Source organism: Paenibacillus sp. J22FR21 (assembly GCF_056269135.1).
The window spans coordinates 154,369-173,580 of record NZ_JBWDNJ010000001.1 but is presented as its reverse complement, the minus strand read 5'-3'; the positions used below and the strand labels follow the sequence as shown (position 1 = coordinate 173,580).

The 19,212-nt window shown below is 49.1% G+C and carries 20 protein-coding genes; 4 read left to right on the top strand and 16 right to left on the bottom strand.

Annotated features, from left to right (window positions below):
- Nucleotides 1-7: 7 nt before the first annotated feature.
- From AC0YNS_RS00795 to AC0YNS_RS00770, 6 genes are all read right to left on the bottom strand, one after another.
- On the bottom strand, nucleotides 8-1,099 hold the full coding sequence (locus AC0YNS_RS00795) for a DUF4349 domain-containing protein (protein ID WP_475779196.1): 1,092 nt from the start codon (nucleotides 1,097-1,099) through the stop codon (nucleotides 8-10).
- Between the two features lie 159 nt (nucleotides 1,100-1,258).
- Entirely contained in the window at nucleotides 1,259-2,527 is a 1,269-nt protein-coding gene (locus AC0YNS_RS00790) for an adenosylhomocysteinase (RefSeq protein WP_475779195.1), read from the bottom strand.
- 47 nt (nucleotides 2,528-2,574) lie between these two features.
- A complete protein-coding gene (gene bshC, locus AC0YNS_RS00785) occupies nucleotides 2,575-4,206 on the bottom strand; it encodes a bacillithiol biosynthesis cysteine-adding enzyme BshC (protein WP_475779194.1) in 1,632 nt (543 codons plus the stop codon).
- A gap of 154 nt (nucleotides 4,207-4,360) precedes the next feature.
- Nucleotides 4,361-4,756: a DUF3397 domain-containing protein gene (locus tag AC0YNS_RS00780; protein WP_475779193.1), complete on the bottom strand. Its 396-nt coding sequence runs from the start codon at nucleotides 4,754-4,756 to the stop codon at nucleotides 4,361-4,363.
- A gap of 26 nt (nucleotides 4,757-4,782) precedes the next feature.
- The gene (locus AC0YNS_RS00775) at nucleotides 4,783-5,712 is read right to left on the bottom strand and encodes a ketopantoate reductase family protein (RefSeq protein ID WP_475780073.1); all 930 of its coding nucleotides are present in this window, start codon (nucleotides 5,710-5,712) and stop codon (nucleotides 4,783-4,785) included.
- 133 nt (nucleotides 5,713-5,845) lie between these two features.
- Entirely contained in the window at nucleotides 5,846-6,493 is a 648-nt protein-coding gene (locus AC0YNS_RS00770; RefSeq protein WP_475779192.1) for an RsfA family transcriptional regulator, read from the bottom strand.
- A 270-nt stretch (nucleotides 6,494-6,763) separates the two neighbouring features.
- Here AC0YNS_RS00770 and AC0YNS_RS00765 point away from each other — a divergent pair, with 270 nt between their 5' ends.
- Nucleotides 6,764-7,000 (top strand): DUF2626 domain-containing protein, encoded by a 237-nt coding sequence (locus AC0YNS_RS00765; RefSeq protein WP_090979850.1) that lies wholly within the window; start codon nucleotides 6,764-6,766, stop codon nucleotides 6,998-7,000.
- 94 nt (nucleotides 7,001-7,094) lie between these two features.
- Here the strand turns inward: AC0YNS_RS00765 and AC0YNS_RS00760 are convergent, their stop codons facing one another.
- Complete coding sequence (locus tag AC0YNS_RS00760) at nucleotides 7,095-8,321, bottom strand: class I SAM-dependent methyltransferase (protein WP_475779191.1); 1,227 nt, start codon at nucleotides 8,319-8,321, stop codon at nucleotides 7,095-7,097.
- Nucleotides 8,322-8,424: 103 nt separating this feature from the next.
- Between AC0YNS_RS00760 and AC0YNS_RS00755 the strand changes: the two genes are divergently transcribed.
- Nucleotides 8,425-9,510, top strand: coding sequence for a coiled-coil domain-containing protein (locus AC0YNS_RS00755; protein WP_475779190.1), 1,086 nt, complete (start codon nucleotides 8,425-8,427; stop codon nucleotides 9,508-9,510).
- On the opposite strand, the gene AC0YNS_RS00750 is transcribed toward AC0YNS_RS00755, so the two are convergent.
- On the bottom strand, nucleotides 9,481-10,839 hold the full coding sequence (locus tag AC0YNS_RS00750) for an extracellular solute-binding protein (protein ID WP_475779189.1): 1,359 nt from the start codon (nucleotides 10,837-10,839) through the stop codon (nucleotides 9,481-9,483). The two genes, AC0YNS_RS00755 and AC0YNS_RS00750, sit on opposite strands and share 30 nt — an antisense overlap.
- Nucleotides 10,840-11,108: 269 nt before the next feature.
- On the opposite strand from AC0YNS_RS00750, the gene AC0YNS_RS00745 reads away from it, so the two are divergent.
- The gene (locus AC0YNS_RS00745; protein ID WP_475779188.1) at nucleotides 11,109-11,621 is read left to right on the top strand and encodes a hypothetical protein; all 513 of its coding nucleotides are present in this window, start codon (nucleotides 11,109-11,111) and stop codon (nucleotides 11,619-11,621) included.
- Here AC0YNS_RS00745 and AC0YNS_RS00740 read toward each other — a convergent pair.
- Nucleotides 11,618-12,949: a PhoH family protein gene (locus tag AC0YNS_RS00740; RefSeq protein WP_090979859.1), complete on the bottom strand. Its 1,332-nt coding sequence runs from the start codon at nucleotides 12,947-12,949 to the stop codon at nucleotides 11,618-11,620. The genes AC0YNS_RS00745 and AC0YNS_RS00740 overlap by 4 nt on opposite strands.
- A gap of 114 nt (nucleotides 12,950-13,063) precedes the next feature.
- Between AC0YNS_RS00740 and AC0YNS_RS00735 the strand changes: the two genes are divergently transcribed.
- On the top strand, nucleotides 13,064-13,609 hold the full coding sequence (locus AC0YNS_RS00735; RefSeq protein WP_475779187.1) for a YhcN/YlaJ family sporulation lipoprotein: 546 nt from the start codon (nucleotides 13,064-13,066) through the stop codon (nucleotides 13,607-13,609).
- 64 nt (nucleotides 13,610-13,673) lie between these two features.
- On the opposite strand, the gene AC0YNS_RS00730 is transcribed toward AC0YNS_RS00735, so the two are convergent.
- The 7 genes from AC0YNS_RS00730 to AC0YNS_RS00700 all read right to left on the bottom strand — a co-directional run bounded on the left by AC0YNS_RS00730 (nucleotide 13,674) and on the right by AC0YNS_RS00700 (nucleotide 19,123).
- The gene (locus tag AC0YNS_RS00730) at nucleotides 13,674-14,126 is read right to left on the bottom strand and encodes a pyridoxamine 5'-phosphate oxidase family protein (protein ID WP_475779186.1); all 453 of its coding nucleotides are present in this window, start codon (nucleotides 14,124-14,126) and stop codon (nucleotides 13,674-13,676) included.
- 75 nt (nucleotides 14,127-14,201) lie between these two features.
- The gene (locus AC0YNS_RS00725) at nucleotides 14,202-15,212 is read right to left on the bottom strand and encodes an LCP family protein (RefSeq protein ID WP_475779185.1); all 1,011 of its coding nucleotides are present in this window, start codon (nucleotides 15,210-15,212) and stop codon (nucleotides 14,202-14,204) included.
- 14 nt (nucleotides 15,213-15,226) lie between these two features.
- Complete coding sequence (locus AC0YNS_RS00720; RefSeq protein ID WP_475779184.1) at nucleotides 15,227-15,499, bottom strand: hypothetical protein; 273 nt, start codon at nucleotides 15,497-15,499, stop codon at nucleotides 15,227-15,229.
- A 1-nt stretch (nucleotide 15,500) separates the two neighbouring features.
- Nucleotides 15,501-15,803, bottom strand: coding sequence for a YlaH-like family protein (locus AC0YNS_RS00715; RefSeq protein ID WP_090979869.1), 303 nt, complete (start codon nucleotides 15,801-15,803; stop codon nucleotides 15,501-15,503).
- Nucleotides 15,804-15,949: 146 nt separating this feature from the next.
- The gene (typA, locus tag AC0YNS_RS00710; protein WP_475779183.1) at nucleotides 15,950-17,791 is read right to left on the bottom strand and encodes a translational GTPase TypA; all 1,842 of its coding nucleotides are present in this window, start codon (nucleotides 17,789-17,791) and stop codon (nucleotides 15,950-15,952) included.
- 81 nt (nucleotides 17,792-17,872) lie between these two features.
- Nucleotides 17,873-18,355: a hypothetical protein gene (locus AC0YNS_RS00705; protein ID WP_090979874.1), complete on the bottom strand. Its 483-nt coding sequence runs from the start codon at nucleotides 18,353-18,355 to the stop codon at nucleotides 17,873-17,875.
- A 108-nt stretch (nucleotides 18,356-18,463) separates the two neighbouring features.
- The gene (locus tag AC0YNS_RS00700) at nucleotides 18,464-19,123 is read right to left on the bottom strand and encodes a TerC family protein (RefSeq protein ID WP_475779182.1); all 660 of its coding nucleotides are present in this window, start codon (nucleotides 19,121-19,123) and stop codon (nucleotides 18,464-18,466) included.
- Between the last annotated feature and the right edge of the window lie 89 nt (nucleotides 19,124-19,212).

Genomic DNA, 19,212 nt, shown 5'->3' with positions numbered 1-19,212 from the left:
TCTTCTACTATTCTAATTCCTCTTTGGCTGGTTCTAAAGCCTCAATCTCCGGGACTTTTTGTGTGCTGGCTGCCTGAAGTGAACTACGCTTACGCCGATTGCTTCGGTAAGCCAAATAAGAAGGAATACCTACGATTGCGACCAATGCCAATACCGGTAACGCCCCTGCAAGGAAGATAAATACACCTTGTATGAACGCGTAAACCACATTCGTGCTACCTGACATGGCATCCGTAATCCGAGTCAGGAAACCGGGTTCCTCTTCATCTTTCGCAGTAACAGGTTCTAACACTTGATACATCCTTAGATCTATGGTGGAGTATTCCACGTTTTTGTCCAAGTACCGAATTCGGCCTTTAATCCGCTCGATCTCGGTTTGCACGTCGCCGAGCTGGTTCGAAATTTGCAGCAGATCCGTCGTCTTCGTCGCCTTCTCCATGAATGCGGTCAGCCGAGCCTCTACCACTTGACGAGCCTTCAGCCTTGCCTCCATATCGACGTATTCCTCTGTCACATCCGTTCCTTGCGCACTGCTTTCGAAGCCTTCGTGCTTAATCTTCTCCAGCTCGCTGATGAATGTATCGAAGCCGGCAGCCGGTACCTTAATGGTATAGGTCCCGCCCAGCTCGGAGGTTGTTTTCTTATCCGAGAAAGAGAGCAGATAACCGCCTGACAAATGAATCAAATTGCGCAGCGAGGTTTGAGCTTTGCCGTAGTCTTCAACCTCCATGTTCACGTTCGCTTTATAAATGATCTTCCGAGTGAAGCTGGACTCGCCATCCGGTATGTTGCTGCTCGTGTCGCTCATTCCGGCTGCAGGCTGCTCTTCGGCGCTTGCAGCTGTATTTGCACTGGAGTTTGAAGACGACGTGGTCATTTCTGTGTCGCCGTCTGTCATTGGCGCCGCTGCCTCCGTACTCGCCGCAGCGTTGTTCGTCGTTGCACTGCTGCCTGCATACCCATCACTCTTCGCTGAATTCTGATCGCTGTTGCTCGCAGAGCAACCCGCCAGCATCCATACCATGACTGCAATGCCAACCAGCATCAACCATCTGACGCTTCTCTTTTTTGTTGCGCCTCCGCCATAAAGCATGTTCATGATACAACCCCCACTTTTCTTTGTCATATAATCGACTTACCTATCAAACGTTGGGTGAAAGGCAGAAGTTGCATATTGTGGGAGAAAAAAGACGCATGAACCGGTTCCGATTGGAACTCATGTTCATGCGCCTTTGTATGACTTTATTACTGCGCTAAATTAATGCTCTTGCCAGCTGTCCAGATATGCCTTCTGCTCATCGGATAGCTTGTCGATGCCAGTACCGATCGCTTCAAGTTTGTAGCGGGCTACTTGCTCATCCAGCGCGTAAGGAACGTTTACGACTTTCTTGCCGATGCTGTTATAGTTGTCATTCACATATTTAAGCGACATCGCTTGCAGTGCAAACGTCATGTCCATGATTTCGGCTGGGTGACCATCGCCTGCTGCCAGGTTGACCAAGCGACCTTCCGCCAACAAATAAATGCTGCGGCCGTCTTTCAATTGGTACTCTTCAATGTTACGGCGTACTGTACGCTTGCCATTGGAAAGTGCATCTAGCTCAGGTTTGTTCACTTCAACGTCAAAGTGACCGGCGTTGGACAGAAGCGCGCCATTCTTCATCACTTCGAAATGCTCGCCGCGAATGACATCTTTGTTACCCGTTACCGTAACGAAGAAGTCACCTAGCTTAGCTGCTACAATCATCGGAAGGACAGTGAAACCATCCATGTAAGCCTCTACTGCACGAATTGCATCGATCTCCGTTACGATAACTTGCGCGCCAAGACCTTTCGCCCGCATCGCTACCCCTTTACCGCACCAGCCATAACCTGCAACAACGACTGTTTTGCCGGCTACGACAAGGTTTGTCGTCCGGTTGATCCCGTCGAATACGGATTGGCCTGTGCCATAACGGTTATCGAACAAGTATTTACAGAAAGCATCATTAACGGCAACCATCGGGAAGTTCAGCGAACCATCCTTCTCCATCGCTTTAAGACGCAGAATACCTGTCGTTGTTTCTTCCGCACCGCCGCGAATATTCTCCATGAGGTCAGGGCGTTCGGCGTGGAGGATCGAGACGAAATCGCCGCCGTCGTCGATAATAAGATCTGGTTTCGTTTCAAGCGCCTTAACTAGCAGAGACTTGTATTCTGCCGGCTCCGGATTGTATTTGGCAAACACGGTGATGCCGTCTTCAACGAGCGCCGCACATACATCGTCTTGCGTGGACAACGGGTTGCTGCCTGTAATCGTGACTTCTGCGCCGCCGGCTTGAACGACTTTAGCCAAATAGGCTGTTTTGGCCTCCAAGTGCAGGGAGATCGCAACCTTCAGTCCTTTAAACGGCTGCTCCTTCTCGAACTGCTCCCGGATTCGGTTAAGTACAGGCATATGGGCTGCAACCCAATCAATCTTCAAATGTCCTTCCGGCGCAAGCGCCATATCACGTACGATACTGTTTTGCTTCGCATTAACGGTCATTGTTCTTCAGCACCCTTTCATCTACGTTCTCGTTGTTGATCCTTGCATTAAATCGAAATCAAATGATGGCCGCTCTGTTGATCATAAGGAATGTCCAGCAGCTTGTCGATCCATGATCTTCCATATAAATTATAGAATTCCATCATATTCAATACGCGTTCCTGAGGCTTGCCCTCCGGCCATAATGACAAGGCGATCCAGTCCAATTGTCGAAGCGCGGCTCCGAACTTCTTGGCATGCGCATCCATGGTTCGCTTCTCAAGGTACGAGATTTGATCCTTGATGCGATGCAGATTCTGATCGGTCAATTCCCCTAGGCCATTCTCAACAGAAACGGTTAATGCCTTAATGGGCTCGTAGAGTGCTTCAATTCCTGAAAGGGCTGCAGCGAAACCAGCTTCAATTCCGGTTTCATCCCGCTCCTTAAGCCATGCTTCTCTACAGGTCTTAAATCGGAAAGCCACTTCCTCGAAAGACAATCCGTATTTGGACATATACTTCGACGTTTTGTCTTCTACTAACGTAAAAGACATCCGCGGCACAATAATCGGCATCTCCATGCCTAACACCTTGAAGGCTTCACCGGTCAGCGACCAATAAGCAACCTCGCCAGGACCAAGAACCGCGGCCAGAACAGGCAGCACATAATCCTGCATGATCGGCCTTGTCAGAACATTGTTGCTGAAGCGCTGAGGTTCATGCTCTGCCCATTCACGCAATTGCTCTACTGGCCATGATTTGGTGCCTTTACGATTCCGAAACTGACCTTCCTGCTTATGTAGCAGAATCCGTTCTTCCTCGTCGAAGAGAAACAAATTCGCGCTGCCCTGCGTAACATCCGCTGCAGGCGAGAATCCATGCTCTCTAAGCTGGCTGGCGCTGTGGAAGTAAGCCGATTCGAGCTCATCGTTACGTGCCAGCATTTGACCGAACATCGGCGCTTCCAGCTTCCGAATGGCAGCATCATCCGCATCGAGCAGAATAAGCCCCTGGCTGCCAAACAGCCACCCGAGCAAATAAGCGAACAAATCGGACAACGTCTCGGATTGTTTCGCGAATTGGCCCAGCTTCTCAAGGAGCTCTGGTTTAAACGACGCGTCAGGCAATGAAGCACTTAAGAGCTGGACCGCTTCCGTGAACGTATCCTGCGTAATCTTCGTCCTGCTGACAGCAGTGCGAGCACCCTTCGGTCGTGTGACGGCCAACCGGGTCAGTGCAGCAGCTTCTCCCCGCACATAAGCATGATTGACTTCATCGAAGTCATGGTCTTCACCGGCAATCCAGAACACCGGCACAACAACAGAACCCAGCCGTGCCGAAGCTTCCTTCGCAGCCGAGATCGCCGTAACCGCTTTATGAATGACTAGCAGCGGACCTGTCCATAAGCCTGCTTGCTGACCGGTTACAATGACCGGCGCCCCCGAGCGGATCGCGTCGATATTCGCCATGACCGCAGCTTCGTTGTTGTAGCGTGTATTGTACGTTTGGAGCGTATCCCCAAGAAGACGGGCATTCGTGCGCTTATCTCCATTCTCCGAGAGCCAACTCATCCTGCGTTTCCAGTGCATATTTTCTGCCGCGTGGCTGCCGAACAACGCCTCTACGCCGGGGTGGCTTCGATGTATATAAGCTTCGGTGACAGGCTGTCCGAAAGGCAGCTGAACCGTATCGATTATCATGGATAGTCTCTACCTTTCTCCCTCGTAAATATCAACCTTAATAAGTCCGGTTTTTCTCATTCATTGTACACAACGTAAAGCGCACCGTCAAAAAAAACCACCCTCCTGAAACGGAGAGCGGTCCTCTAATCTCTTATTGATCAGCTGACAACGATTACACGTTAAAAAAACTCTTCCCGATGCCGATACACATCAGTATGACGTAACAAAGACTCATGAGAAAGAAACCGAGACGCCAGATAGCGCGCATGATGCGGCGCATATTGATATTGCCCTTTAATCGGTACTGCACGTTACCGAGCAGCCCGCCGCCCAGAAGAAGAACGAGCAAGATCCCGTAAATACCAAATGAACTGTGAAATATTTTATTAAACAATACGGCCACACAGCCGATCAGAAGTGCCGTAGTTACATCCATAGCGGTGCTAAATGCTCGCTTCTTATCTCCTGTGAAAGCTCCATAACCAAAATAAACGAGAAGAAACGGTATTATCGGAAGAACGGCAAGAAAAGCGTAGACATTCTTGATGCTTTCCCAAATCCACTGCATCCTCGGTTCGCCCCTCTCTACGGTTATTAGTTCGTCTGGAGTGTTTTAATTAGTGTCAGGACCGCTTCATTCATCGGAGCAGATACTTGCATTGTCCCGGCCAAGGACACGATGCCGCCGTTAATCCAATCGATCTCAGTTATCCGTCCTGCCTGTACATCTCGCAGCATGGAAGATTGATTCCCCGCGGTCGCTTCGCAAATCCGGAGCAGCTGATCCCAGCTGGCCGAGTCCTTCTTCATCCCGGCAAGAATGAGAATACGTTCGCTCTCTTCATGCAGCGCCTTCATCCAGCGCAACCGGTTTGGATCAGAAGGGAGCTCTCCGTTCTTCACCGCGAATATGCCTGTCAGCGGATTGATGACAGCATTGATCAGTAATTTCTTGTAAACAACATTATCCATCTCATTCGACAGTTTGCCTTCAATTCCTGCACCAAAGAGCGCTTTTAACAACATTTTTTGAGGTTTGCTCGCTTTTTCTTCGTTTTTCGGCCAACTACCGAACGTAATCGTCCCGCTTCCTGTATGGTGAACAGAATAATCGTCGATTCGCATCGCACCTTCTGTTGTTATGGCGGCGTGAAGCTGCTCCTTAGGACATACCTTGCTGAGCAAATCCAGGTGCCCAATCCCATTCTGAAGCGCAAGCACGGAACAGCCCCGAGCTGTCATATATCCTAGCTGATGAAGCAGTTGATCACTCAGATGCACTTGCTTAACGGTGAGCCATATCCAATCCTCTTGTCGCAGTACATCCGGAACATAGCTATCAATCGTAGAAGCCTGTACACGCACTTGGCTATGCACGCCATCCCGTTTGGTCAACCGGATCCCTTCCTCGCGCAGCAGCTTCGCTTGCTCTTCCGATCGTGTCAATAAGACAACTTCCATTCCGGCTTCCGCCAGCCTTGCCCCATATAAAAGTCCGAGCGCCCCCGCTCCTACGATGATCATCTTCACTGGTTTGCCTCATTTCTGCCTCTGCCTGATTAAACTTATCGTAACAGAAGCAAACTAAAAAATCCCGCCGCACCTATAGCAGGTTCGGAGAGATTTTGGAGAGCCGCCTTTCAATGAAGCAAGCCGGCTATTCGATTCGTTCCAAGTTACCGTTTGCATCCATCTTGAAGCGAGGTTTAGCCTCATCTTCTTCTGTCAGCACGGTCAAGCGGCGTGCACGGTCCATAATTTGAATGAGTGTCTTGTAGTCGTCATTGACCGCGCGATAATCCGTTTGGGCATTGTTGACTTCAAGCGACAACCTTTCATTCAACTCACGTAAGGTGAATAATTCTTCATCCTTCTCGCGCAGATCGCGTTCAAGCGTCTTGATCTGGCGATTAAGCTCTTGATAAGTACCTTTCCATTGCCGCAGAAATCGGATAACGGTATCAATTGATAGCGATTCTTCCGTCAACGGATCATTCTTGAATGTACGCTCTTCTGTGTCGATCATGCTGATTGCGGATACATGAGGTGTTGCAACGTACGTTTGTTTTTTCATATAGTTCCGCTTCTGGCGCTGCTGCTTCGCAATTTGTATGGCATCTTCATAGCGTTTGCGGACACAACTGTTCCAGCGGAATCCGCATGCGGCCGAAGTCCGGCCGATCCGCTCTCCTACTTCCTCAAAAGCGGCCAACTGCGTGCTTCCCTCGCGGATATGCCGCAGCGTAACTTCGGCTAGGATGAGATCGTCATCCGGGCTCCAGGCATCTTGTCTGACTGCTGTCATGCAACCAAAACCTCCTAACATTAGGCGCTTACTTTATCTCTATGCCCTTGGTAGAGTTCATAGAATCTATCGGATACTAATTTGTATATCCATTTTTTTGACGGCTCATACATGTTTTATTGCAATTTGAAGCAAACTTGTATCAGAGCGTGAAAAGAAGGCAAAAAGTTTGCCAATTCGTCACGATTGAAACAGTTTACACATGTTACCTGAAACGTTATAATGGGCAATAGTAATTGGGTCGAGATTGACGAGAAGGGGGATGAAATCATGGCACGCATGTTCCGAGTGCTCGGTTTCTGGACGCTTGTAATCGCGCTAATGGCGTTTGCAGGACATATGACCGAGATGGCACTCTTGTTCTTTATTCAAACCGTCGTGTTTGTCCTGTTAGGCTATTTGAACTTTTCCGAAAGAACCTATATGTTGATGTTCTGGGGATACATGTTTATCTCGTTCGTCAGCTTCACGTATTGGACCGTATTTGTAATGGGTAACCCATTCTAATTAAACGGACCTTCCGACATTCACAAATAGCCAAAAGGCTGCTCCGAGAAGATGGACGACCATCTCCGGAACAGCCTTTTTTCGTTTCCCTGCTTTATTCACCTTTGACCAGTACCATCACTTTAAACGACTCGCTCATATTATCGCTCAGCAGAAGCTGACGAATGGATCGATTGCGTCTTGCCGCTTCGCTGAATGGATTAGTCCCGTCATGGGCAACTAGGTCCTGCAGCAAGCCTTGATCAAGAAGGAATTGCTTCTGCGTGTCATAATACTGCACATGCCAGCCCGCCTGTTCGGCTGCATGTCTGCAAGCCGTGTAGTTGATATGCGAGGTCATGTCCTGCTCTCCCGGAAGGCTGAATGGACGGTCATGCGCCATATGATCCTTATAACATAGCAGTGTCCCTTGCATACGATGCGATGCCGTAATTTCCGGCACCTCGTGACCATAATCCACGAGCAATAATGCTCCATGTTCAACCAGCTGTCCCAGCTCTGTAATCCACTGCTCGGCAGCAAGGTTCACCTCGGTGATCTGCCCTTCCAGCAACTCGATTCCATCCCGATTCAGTACCCTTGCAATCCGTTCGTCGGTTAGGGCTGTATAGACGTAGCGAAAAGCTTCTTCATCATCGTCGTCATTCCCTGCTACGCAAAGCTCCCACAGCTGACCTTCTTTCATAACGACCCGATGCACCGGAAAAGCATCCAGCAGCTCATTCGCAATAATGATTGTATACGGCCATGCCGCCGATGTCGCTCCGTTACTGCGGTTTGCCTCATTCATAACGCTCTTCGCCTCTTCAGGCGTCAAGAATTGCAGCTGAGGCCGCGGTGCAGCTGCATTGTCGAGATCAGCCAACGCCAGCTCCAGCCTCGACTGAGCCGCATCTAGATGCACGGGGTTGCTGTCCACGATGTAATGCTGCGCTTGTGTCAACCACGAGTGGCGAGCGTCGGACCAAGCCGCAATCATTTGCTGCGAGAGCAATCCCGTACCCGCTCCCCATTCCGCAATCATTACCAATGAATCCTTCCGGCTGTTCACCAATTCGGCTGCACAGCTTGCCAGCTTCTCTCCCATAATGGAGCCGATCGCAGAGCTCGTATAGAAATCGCCTTTCTTGCCGACTCGTATCTCTCCGGAACGATAATAGCCTTCCTTCTCGTCATATAAACAAATGGCCATATAATCGTGAAACGAAATGCAGCTGACTTCAGCATTCTCCCCGTTGTGTAAGGAAGCCCTGCCCTTCATCTGACTTTGTGCAATTTGTTCCTCAATATTTAAGGATATTCGTCGGCTCTTTCTGTTCATGCAATCCCTCCAAATCAAGGACAAAATTAATGCCTGCAGATATAATAGAATTGGTACATGCATATAGTAGTGCATGCAAAGTGTGAAGAAAGGGGAGCCCTTCGTGAAAGGAACGATACGCCGCCGGATTGCGGCGTTCGCCGTTTGCGCGCTCGCAGTTTGGCTGACCATTTACCCCGTATTCGCCGACCCGGCAACTCCTAAAGATGAAGAGGTCCGAGCGATACTGGAGAAAAGCCTCTCCGTCGTTGAAATTGACAAAGAAATTGCACGCGTGAAAGAGCAGCAGCAGACCATCCTTGCGCAGCTGGATGATTCCAAAGTGAAGCTGGCAAGCCAAGAACAAACGATCGAGAAGAAGCGTGCAGAGGCGGGGAAAGTACTTCGCGCCTACTACACCGGTGAACGAGATATTTTTCTGACGGCTCTTGTGTCCTCGGACAATTTATCGGAGCTGCTGCAGCTGCTTGATTTTTTTGATCTTATCTTATCTAATGACAAGCTTACGCTGAACACCTACATGAAGCAATATCGAGAGCTGAAGAAAAACATCAGCAAGCTCGATACGCAGTCTGAACAGCTTGCCGAAGTCGAAGAACGCCTTACTACGCAGCGAAACCGCGTTATTGCGCTTCAGCAGGATGTCGACTCCTCGCTAAGCGGGCGGTCTGATGCTGACAATCTCAAGCTGCTTATCACCGAATTTACGGACTTCTGGCAAAATGTCGGTTTGTTAGAGGTAAAACGATATTTCAGCGCCTTGTCCAAAGCGATGAAGAAAATGCCGGCTTGGGTGCAAAACAATAAAGACATGCTCGATATTGACGGCTTCAATTATTCCCTCTCCATCCCGGATGATAAACTTAACGCATTCCTCCGAGAGCAGAACGAGCTGTTCAACAATTTCTCCTTCGTCTTCAAACCAGGCGAAGTCATCGTAACCGGCAAACGCGACAACATGGAAGTGCAATTAACGGGGCATTATTCGCTAGAGAAGGACGGCTCCATCTTGTTTCATGTCGATTCGTTAATTTTTAACGGCCTGGAGCTTCCGGACACGACAAGAACGGCACTTGAGAAAGAATTCGACCTCGGCTTCTATCCTTCCAAAATCGTATCCTTCCTCAAAACCAAATCGGTCACCGTTGAAGACGGCAAGCTATTGATTAAGCTTAGCATCAGTCTTTAACGGCTCCTCAGGCGGTGCTTCGGCATCGCCTATTGGTTGTTCCGGCACGCCATTCCACTGTGATATAAAGGTGCTCGCCAGCTCCGGCACCAGTGCAGTCTGATTCCCTCCGAGCGTAACAAGCAGCTTCGACCAGCGTTCCCATCTTTCCCGCCAAGAAGGATCAGGCGTTACGGAAGCCCTGCTCAACATGCCAACAAGGAAATGCGGTGGTCGCTGTTCGATATCGTTATATTCGAATTCATTCGTCATCGCCGATATTCGAGAAGGCAATCGCCCCAGTGACCGATAATGATCCAATTGCGCCTCTGTAGAGGTCATCTCTGTAATGTACGCATTGGCTTCGCTCAGTCTCTCCGTCCCGGCCAGCATGACGAAGCTTCTCCCATTGGCGCGAACAACAGGACCGGCTGTAGAACCTATTGTCAGCAGTCCTCTCTCATCATTCGTCAAGGATCTATAGAGTGTCCACGGCATAATGGCGGACAGGAGCGTACCGGCACCAAATGCGCCTAGCAGTTGATTCTTCTGTTGAGCTGGCGCAAGCCTGTAAATCTGGGCAGCAGATTCAGCGGCATAATAAAGCTGTTCCTTCTGCGTAATCGTGAACGGGGATAGATTAGCAGCCGCTTCGCTGTTTTCCTTGAACATGCCCATCCATGCCGCCATTTCCTTGGGATCAGCCGTATTGAGATTAAACGGACTGATTTGAGGGTTCGTTGCCGCTACTGTCGCAACGGCAGCCTTCAGTGCTTCCAGATCCTTAGGCGGCGCACTTAAACCGGCATCCTTGAGGACATTTTTCTGCCAAACCACAAGCAGTGGATTACAATCGAGCGGGACTCCCCATAACGACCCATTCCATTTCACAATACTTGTTAGCGCTTCCATTTGGTCGGCAGCTGTATCTCCCGAAACAATGTCATCAACGGGGAGCAGAAACCCTTGCACGGCAAATTCCCGCACGCGATCGTTGTCCAACAGCATCAGATCGAACGGTTCGCCATTCTCCGATGCCTTCTTCCTTGCTTCATCAGCATCTTCGTTATGTATGTTCGTCATCTGAATACTGATTCGAGGATGGGACAGCTTAAAACGCTCATTCTCACCTAGCCAATATTGATATTCAGTCTCGTCCATCGAGACTGCGATTGAAAGTGTCGTTCGATCCTGCTCGTCCCCGTCAACGACCTGAGGTTTGTCGGTCGATAATTGACCGTCATCGGAGTGAGTGACCGGCGATCCCGGCTTACCGAACATGGGAACAAGCAGCGCAGCGCAAATCGTAAATACGCTCAGCAGCAGCATGACATATTTTCTGCGTGACACCGTGTCCCTCCTCTGATAGGGAGTTTGTCTGGAGACAAACTCTCACCTCTAATGCTAATAGGGAGTTTGTCGTAGACAAACTCTCACCTCTGACGTTTGACGCAGTCAAACTCTCACTGCTAACATAAATTTTAGCTAATCTTTATTTTAGCAAGAAAGCGCTTTTTTGTCGCCTGTCAATTGCGTCTATGGACTCATTTGCAAATTGCTTCGCGCCACAGAATCCGTCATACTTGGAGAAAACTAACCTTCGCGAGGAGGATGCATCCGTGCAACCGATTTACAGTGTAGACCTGCAATTACCGAAGGACATGCTGCCAACCGACTTCGAGCAAATGGTGCTAGCCATTTCCGACACGACGATCACCTTGCTGGATCGTGATGACACCTTGCTCTTCGTTAACAGCCAAGCAGACGCGGACGCTGTTGAAGCATTCGCATACTCCTATAAGGCTGATTGCGAGCAAGGACAATGGGTCCGGCTTGAAGAGTCATGGTCGCTTAACAGCCGCAATTTCACGGACTATGGACTCATTACGCCATCTGGCAATCGATATCTCGATTTACTGCTGGCATCTATCGTTTGCTTAATCCCCGGCACTTCTCCTGACGCTGAGCTTGCTTCAGCCGCTGAACAAGCGGACGAGCATGCCATTGCCACCCACATACAAAATGACGGCCGCAGGCTGCTCGCCATTGACCGTCATCAGGTTTCACTTATGGAGGGGATTGCACGAGCCTATCGCTGCAGCTCCGAAACGGTGCTGGAAGCGACCGACTAGAGCAGATCCGCCGCCAGTTGGGCGAGTCTCGAACGTTCCCCTTTCTCGAGCGTCATATGACCGCTGACGCTCTCTTGCTTGAAGCGTTCCACAATATGCGTGAGGCCATTGCTGATCGAATCCAGATAAGGATGGTCGATCTGCTCCGGATCACCCATCAGGACGATTTTACTTCCTTCCCCGACACGCGAAACGATCGTTTTGACCTCATGCTTAGTCAAGTTTTGCGCTTCATCGATGATGATGAATTGCCCCGGTATCGAACGCCCCCGAATATAAGTGAGCGCCTCTACCTGAATGCTGCCGAGCCCCATTAATATTTTATCAATATCGCCCGACTTCTTCGTATCAAACAAATACTCCAAATTATCATAAATCGGCTGCATCCACGGACGCAGCTTCTCTTCCTTCTCACCCGGTAAATATCCGATATCCTTCCCCATTGGAACGACCGGTCTTGCGATCAGCAGCTTCTTGTATTTGTGCTCATCCTCCACCTTCATCAGACCTGCAGCAAGCGCCAGGAGCGTCTTGCCTGTACCGGCTTTACCGGTCAGCGTCACGAGTGGAATGTCGTCACTGAGCAATAGCTCCAGTGCCATGCGCTGCTGCGCATTACGGGCGGTAATCCCCCACACCGGATCATTGCTTAGATAGAGCGGCTCCAGTCTTGCACCGTCTTGGCTGACTTTGAGCAGCGCGGATTTAGACGTCCCCATCTCATCTCGCAGGATGACAAATTCATTCGGATGCAGTCGTGAATTGAGCAGAAGATTCTTGATCGTAAGAAACCGGTACGTATAAAATTCATCAATTACCGAAGGATGCACTTTAAGCGTTAAATAACCTGCATACACATCCGATGGTGCAACCACCTGATCGGATAAATAATCTTGAGCTTCAAGCCCCAATACATCCGCTTTAATGCGGACGAGTACATCTTTACTGACAATGATAACAGGACGCGGGTCTCCTTTGTCCTGCTCTTCAAGATGATAATTGAGCGCCACCGCAAGGATTCGATTGTCGTTAGACATTTCACCGAACATTTCCTGTACACGCATAAAGCTGCGATGATTCAGTTCTACCTTGAGAACGCCCCCGTTATCAAGTTCAATTCCTTCGTGCAATCGTCCCGTCATCCGCATTTGGTCCAGCAGCCGGGACACATGCCGTGCATTTCGGCCAAGCTCATCAGCCAATCTTTTCTTTGAATCAATTTCTTCCAACACCACCGCGGGTATAATGATCTCGTTGTCATCGAAAGCGAAGATCGCTTGCGGATCATGTAAGAGTACATTGGTGTCGAGCACGAATATCTTTTTCATCGTGAGCCCTCCTGGCGTTGGAATTTCATTCAAAGGCGTACATAGCGCGGCCTGCATCTAGGCAAACTATGCTTGAACAAACTTTGCAGACTCTAGAAAGGTCAGGTGGCGAAAATGAGAAAGTGGCTGGTGCCCGCTATGATCCTTTGCTTGCTGGCAACAGGCTGTAATACTGTCGCCCGCAATGAGACATCACCCTCTCCACAGAATGATAAACGCGTTCGTGCACAGCAGAGCGCTCCGCAGAAGAAGCAAATCAGCAGCCCTAAACAAGTCGCAGCTCATTTAGAGGATCTGGCGCGGCATGTACCCGGCGTGAAAGCCGCTCACTGTGTCGTGTTTAAAAATACAGCGATCGTTGGCATTGATGTAGCAGGAAACTTGGAACGATCCCGTGTTGGAACGATCAAATATGCGGTTGCAGAAGCTTTCCGCAAAGACCCCTATGGCATTGATGCCATCGTGACCGCCGATATCGACATTGGGACCCGCCTTAAAGAAGTACAGGCCGACATGAAGCGCGGCAGGCCCATTGCCGGATTTGCCGAAGAGATGGCCGACATCATAGGGCGGATCGTCCCTCAAGTTCCGCGAGATATCCAACCGGAGCAACCGGATCCAGCTAAGACGGATAAGCAAAAAATGAAACAAAAGCTCTAGACCTACGAAGACACCGGCACCGTGAGAGTCGGTATAAGAACACAAAAAGCCTAGTGATTCCTCACTAGGCTTTCTTCATGGCAGCAAACACCTGTCCATCCAGTTTGTCTGCAGCTCTTCTGTCGTAAGTTTTCTCATACTCGGGTCTTGCGGACAAGCGTGCGCCGTAAAACATCGCATCGCGTACCGAAGCAATATCGATGTCGAAACATACCAATTTGAATGGCACGTCCTCAAGACCTTCCGTTACAAGCCGTGCCGTGCCGTAGATCGTTTGAACAGTACCCGGCGCAAACACAGTAACGCTTACATCCACTTTCGAAGTCATATTCACCGTTAGGCGCGAGCGACCATCAATGGCAAAACGCAGCGTGGAACGGTTGACCGCATAAATCCACGATATTACGCTGGAAGTCGGAACTCCGCTGTCTGCATCAATTGTGTGTAACAGAACAAACGGTTCTTTCTCCAGGCCACTTAGCAACTCGTCAGTAAGTACGGTGACAAGTTCAGTCATCCGCAGTCCTCCTTGCCTATTGTGTAAGTGCTTCGATGGTTTTATTATACCATAGCATACGTCGTACTACCACATTCATTCCGCCAATTTGGATGCCAGCGCCGATTTTGCTTCCTGAAGTTTAGCTTCATTCAGATGTACATATGGTGAGCGCCATTCCCCTTCGAGCGGGATAAACGTGATATCGCTTTTGCTTATGCCGAAGTACGTTTTCATCATATTTTCTACTTCGTCACTAGGAATATCCATACGCATATTGTTGCCTACCGCCTTAATGACATTAGCCATTTTGGGTACGCTGGAGAAGGATTTGAGCTTATCCGCGATTTCACCAAGCACTTGACTTTCACGGCGATTGCGGTCAAAGTCGCTCGACATATTCGTACCGTCATTGGACTTGCGGTAACGGACGAAATCAAGCGCATCATCACCTTTAAGCTTCTGAGGGCCCTTCTTCAAATCAATGCTCGTGCCATCCGCATTGTCGACGTAACGCATGTCCATGTCCACATCAACATCGACGCCGCCAAGCGCGTCTACGACATCGACGAAGCCTTGAAAGTTGATCGTTGCCGTATAGTCAATCGGGATATCAAAATATTTGCTGAACATTTTGCGCAAATCCTGCTTCGCTTGCCTCTCCGCGTCTTTCCCCTTCAAGCCGTCATTTCTTGCGCCTGCGAGGAATCTTGAATAATATGCATTTGCTTTACGGCTATTGTAGCCAGAGAGTTCAATCTTGGAATCACGAGGAATGGACACAACGACTGCGGACTTCGTATTCGGGTTAAACGTCGCAATCATCATGACATCCGTATTCAGGCTGCCTGTTTCCTTCCGCGTATCTACGCCTAGCAGCATAATCGATACCGGCTTCACCTTAACCGACTGGTTCGCAGAAACCGTTACGGCCGGATCGGCATCCGTCGTAATTTCACCCAGTACATCCTTCGAAACCTTATACAAATAACCCAGGTACCCTGCAACGCCAATCAGTAAGGCCAGAAACAGTACCATCACTCGGCGCAGCCAATATCTCTTCTTGCGCTTATCCTTACGTGGAGACAAATCGGATCCCCTAGTCATGACTTCCACCTTCGTCAGTTATATTTCGGATTCTCGTTGATATCTTGAAGCAGCTGTTCTCCGGCTTCTCGGGGAAACATTTGCAGCTTGCTCTTATTATCCTTGTCAAACCTCAAATGGATCATCGTATCATCTACCGTATGTATGTGCAGATTCGATATACCGTGATCCTCTGTCAGAATCTCGAGGAAGAAATCTCGGGTGTCGATTGCAGCACGGTCTTCCGGTCTTGCTTCTGCTACCAGCTGAATTTGAAGCCAATTGAACAAGGCATCCTCAAACCGCAAGTTAAGCCCCTCCCGTATCCGAACTGCTGCTTCCACCGCGTTTTCCTTTAAGCTTGTCATAGAATTGTCTACCCCGAAGCAGAGCCATCATAAACACGGCAACGGACATGCACTGGATAATTGGCAATTTATCGAATTGCAGTACGAACAGCACAAACGATCCGCCCGCCATCACGAGATGCACGAGTATTTCTTTGAGGATCGGCAAACGTTGTACACGAAATACAGCGTTAAAAATATAAATGGTCAAAGCCAGAATGATAAGATAGGTCAAAATAGGATGAGCGTGAAACCAGTTCTGCATGATGCTTCTACCTCCCGAATGACTTGAAATGACTTCCATATGGTCACGGACGAGAAACGGCAGGGCAACAACGAACTCTTCTGCATGAAGAGAGCGCTGCTAACCCTGCCTGTCATCTAGTGCCATCAATGGCGATTGTATACCTCTTAAACGCCAGCTTGTGCTGTCTTACGTTGTTTCTCGGCGCGCTCGCGCTCGCTCTTATTGAGAAGCTTCTTACGAAGACGAATCGACTTCGGCGTTACTTCGCAATATTCATCGTCGTTCAGATATTCCAGCGCTTGCTCAAGGGAGAACAAGATTGGTGTTTTCAAACGAACGGTGTCGTCTTTACCAGCGGAACGAACGTTTGTCAGTGCTTTTTCTTTACAGATGTTAACGATGATGTCGTTATCGCGGTTGTGCTCGCCGACAATCATACCTTCATATACATCAGTACCCGGCTCCATGAACAGAACGCCGCGATCTTCTACGCCCATCATGCCATAGAAAGTAGTTACGCCATTCTCACTGGAAATAAGAACACCTTGATGACGTCCACCGACGGATGAGCCAGCAAGCGGACCGTAGCTATCGAATGCGTGGTTCATGATGCCGTAACCGCGAGTCAGTGTCAAGAAGTTCGTACGGTATCCGATCAAACCGCGTGCAGGAATGATGAATTCAATACGTACTTGACCTGTACCGTTATTGATCATGTTAACCATCTCGGCTTTACGGGAACCAAGGCTCTCCATAACTGCGCCAGTGCTTTCTTCCGGTACGTCGATAAGCAAACGCTCGTAAGGCTCATTCTTCTGACCGTCAATTTCCTTGATAATAACTTCAGGTTTGGAAACTTGAAGCTCGAAGCCTTCACGACGCATGTTCTCGATCAAGATACCCAAGTGAAGCTCACCACGGCCGGAAACAACGAATGCATCCGGGCTGTCTGTTTCTTCTACACGAAGAGCCACATCTGTTTCAAGCTCTTTGAACAGACGCTCGCGCAACTTACGGGATGTTACCCATTTGCCTTCGCGACCTGCGAATGGACTATTGTTAACAAGGAATGTCATTTGCAATGTCGGCTCATCGATCTTCAGAACCGGCAGCGCCTCTGGGTTAGCAGGATCTGCAATGGTTTCACCGATGTTGATTTCACGAATACCGGCAATGGCTACGATATCGCCTGCGCCTGCTTCTTCAACCTCAACACGTTTCAGACCTTGGAAACCAAACAGCTTCTCAATACGCGCTTGTTTCGTCACACCTTCGCGGTTGATAACAGCTACGGATTGGCCTTGACGGATGATACCGCGGTTTACACGACCAACTGCGATACGGCCCAGGTACTCGTTGTAATCAAGCAACGTAACGAGGAATTGAAGCGGCTCGTCTACGCTTTCTGTCGGAGCCGGAATTTGCTCGATGATTGTCTCATAAAGCGCCTGCATGTTCTCGTCTTGTTTGTCAACTTTCAAGCTAGCCGTACCCATCAATGCAGATGCGTATACAACCGGGAATTCAAGCTGCTCATCACTGGCACCAAGCTCGATGAACAGATCCAATACTTCGTCAACGACTTGCTCCGGGCTTGCATTCGGACGGTCGATTTTGTTCAAAACAACAATCGGAGTCAAATTGCTTTCCAGTGCTTTACGAAGTACGAATTTCGTTTGCGGCATACAGCCTTCGAATGCATCAACGACCAGAAGAACGCCGTCAACCATCTTCATAATCCGCTCTACTTCACCGCCGAAATCGGCATGTCCAGGAGTATCCACGATGTTGATTAGAAACTCCTTGTAGTTTACTGCCGTGTTCTTAGCCAAGATGGTAATGCCGCGTTCCCGTTCCAAATCATTGGAATCCATGGCGCGTTCTTGAACCGTTTCATTGTCACGGTACGTGCCGGATTGTTGAAGCAATTTGTCGACTAGCGTAGTTTTACCATGGTCAACGTGCGCAATAATTGCGATATTCCTGATGTTCTCTCTGGCTTGCATGTTAAGAATCCACTCCAACTTTTTTTATTTATTAGTCTGCTGTGTGCGGGCTTGCGACAAACGTGTTAAACAATTGAACCTTTACCAGCGAGCTTTACGTCCCGCAACGAGCCAAGCACCAAGCGCGAGAAATGCGATGGCGATAAGGTATAAGCCCCAGCCCCACACTAGCATGATGCCAAAAAACGACGCTGAAACAAGAGCAAGGATAATGGCAAGTGTTCGTGGAAACTTCGGATGGTACGTATCAAACAAATGATATTCGTATAAACCGATGGAAACCGCAAAAATGAATAAAGGCCATAAGTAGTGCATGTTGCTCCATCCGAACGCAATGCAAAAGAAAAAAATAAAGGCGTTAATTGTCAGAATCGCTCCCGGGATTAGAACAATCGGAGGAAGCAGTCGTCCAAAAAACAGCACGTGCAGCAATATGCCGGGAATCAGAACGAAAAGCGGCCAGAAGTTTGTGCCGATAAACCCAAACAGTCCAAGCTTTCCGAGTAAAATAACAGCACCCGCGATCAAAAACAAAAGACCGATGGTGTATTGGTTTTTCGACATGCCTATGTTCCTTTCTCTCTGGCACTTTTTTAACATCTACTAGTGTACTGGAACAGCAGGCAAAAAACCAGTGTTACTGCTACATTTACTCTAAAAATATAGTTTACCTTATCTTTTTATTCGCAGCAATGCCACAATAATGACCAAAGGGATGCAAAGAACCGGAATTGCCGTTAACAGAACCGATAATTCATTCGTGAATAACGGGTGAATCGCTGGATCGTGCACCAGCATTTCACCTGCCGCATAACCGAGTAGTCCCCCTCCGATGTAAACAAAAGAAGGAAATTTGCGAATCATGGTACTAAGTAGCTGACTCCCCCAAATAATCATAGGTATGCTAAGGGCAATCCCGAGTACAATAAGTACGGGCTCCCCTTCTGCCACAGCGGCAATGGCCAATACATTGTCCAAACTCATAATAAAATCAGCGATCACAATGGTTCGGATTGCACTGGAAAGTGAGGTTACCTTGCGCATGTTGTGAAATTCCTCGGCATGTGACGATGCGTCCGTTACCAGCTTGATGGCAATCATGAACAACAAGATGCTGCCGACAGCCTGAAGGTACGGTACCTGCAGCAGCGTCAGCGCAATTAGCGTCAGCAAACAGCGCAGTAATACGGCGGCAGCAGCACCCCATGTTACGGCCTTGCGCCGCTGAGCTTTCGGAAGCTGCTGGCTCGCCAAAGCGATTACTACGGCATTATCACCGCTCAAGAGCAAATTGATAAACATAATTTGAACGAAAATAATTAAGCTGTCCACAAATCACGCCTCCTCAAGAAGAAACGGCTTTGGCCGTCCTTTTGGCGATGGAGCTTCTTCCTACGTTAGGAAAGTACTCGTCTATGACG

Excerpts from the sequence above, each read along its gene's own strand:
- AC0YNS_RS00715 (WP_090979869.1), bottom strand. The coding sequence starts at position 15,803 with ATGCAGAACTGGTTTCACGCTCATCCTATTTTGACCTATCTTATCATT.
- AC0YNS_RS00735 (WP_475779187.1), top strand. The coding sequence starts at position 13,064 with ATGAGAAAGTGGCTGGTGCCCGCTATGATCCTTTGCTTGCTGGCAACA.
- AC0YNS_RS00725 (WP_475779185.1), bottom strand. The coding sequence starts at position 15,212 with ATGACTAGGGGATCCGATTTGTCTCCACGTAAGGATAAGCGCAAGAAG.
- AC0YNS_RS00775 (WP_475780073.1), bottom strand. The coding sequence starts at position 5,712 with ATGATCATCGTAGGAGCGGGGGCGCTCGGACTTTTATATGGGGCAAGG.
- AC0YNS_RS00790 (WP_475779195.1), bottom strand. The coding sequence starts at position 2,527 with ATGACCGTTAATGCGAAGCAAAACAGTATCGTACGTGATATGGCGCTT.
- AC0YNS_RS00770 (WP_475779192.1), bottom strand. The coding sequence starts at position 6,493 with ATGACAGCAGTCAGACAAGATGCCTGGAGCCCGGATGACGATCTCATC.
- AC0YNS_RS00705 (WP_090979874.1), bottom strand. The coding sequence starts at position 18,355 with ATGTCGAAAAACCAATACACCATCGGTCTTTTGTTTTTGATCGCGGGT.
- AC0YNS_RS00780 (WP_475779193.1), bottom strand. The coding sequence starts at position 4,756 with ATGCAGTGGATTTGGGAAAGCATCAAGAATGTCTACGCTTTTCTTGCC.
- typA (WP_475779183.1), bottom strand. The coding sequence starts at position 17,791 with ATGCAAGCCAGAGAGAACATCAGGAATATCGCAATTATTGCGCACGTT.
- AC0YNS_RS00730 (WP_475779186.1), bottom strand. The coding sequence starts at position 14,126 with ATGACTGAACTTGTCACCGTACTTACTGACGAGTTGCTAAGTGGCCTG.
- AC0YNS_RS00795 (WP_475779196.1), bottom strand. The coding sequence starts at position 1,099 with ATGAACATGCTTTATGGCGGAGGCGCAACAAAAAAGAGAAGCGTCAGA.
- AC0YNS_RS00740 (WP_090979859.1), bottom strand. The coding sequence starts at position 12,949 with ATGAAAAAGATATTCGTGCTCGACACCAATGTACTCTTACATGATCCG.
- AC0YNS_RS00765 (WP_090979850.1), top strand. The coding sequence starts at position 6,764 with ATGGCACGCATGTTCCGAGTGCTCGGTTTCTGGACGCTTGTAATCGCG.
- bshC (WP_475779194.1), bottom strand. The coding sequence starts at position 4,206 with ATGATAATCGATACGGTTCAGCTGCCTTTCGGACAGCCTGTCACCGAA.
- AC0YNS_RS00760 (WP_475779191.1), bottom strand. The coding sequence starts at position 8,321 with ATGAACAGAAAGAGCCGACGAATATCCTTAAATATTGAGGAACAAATT.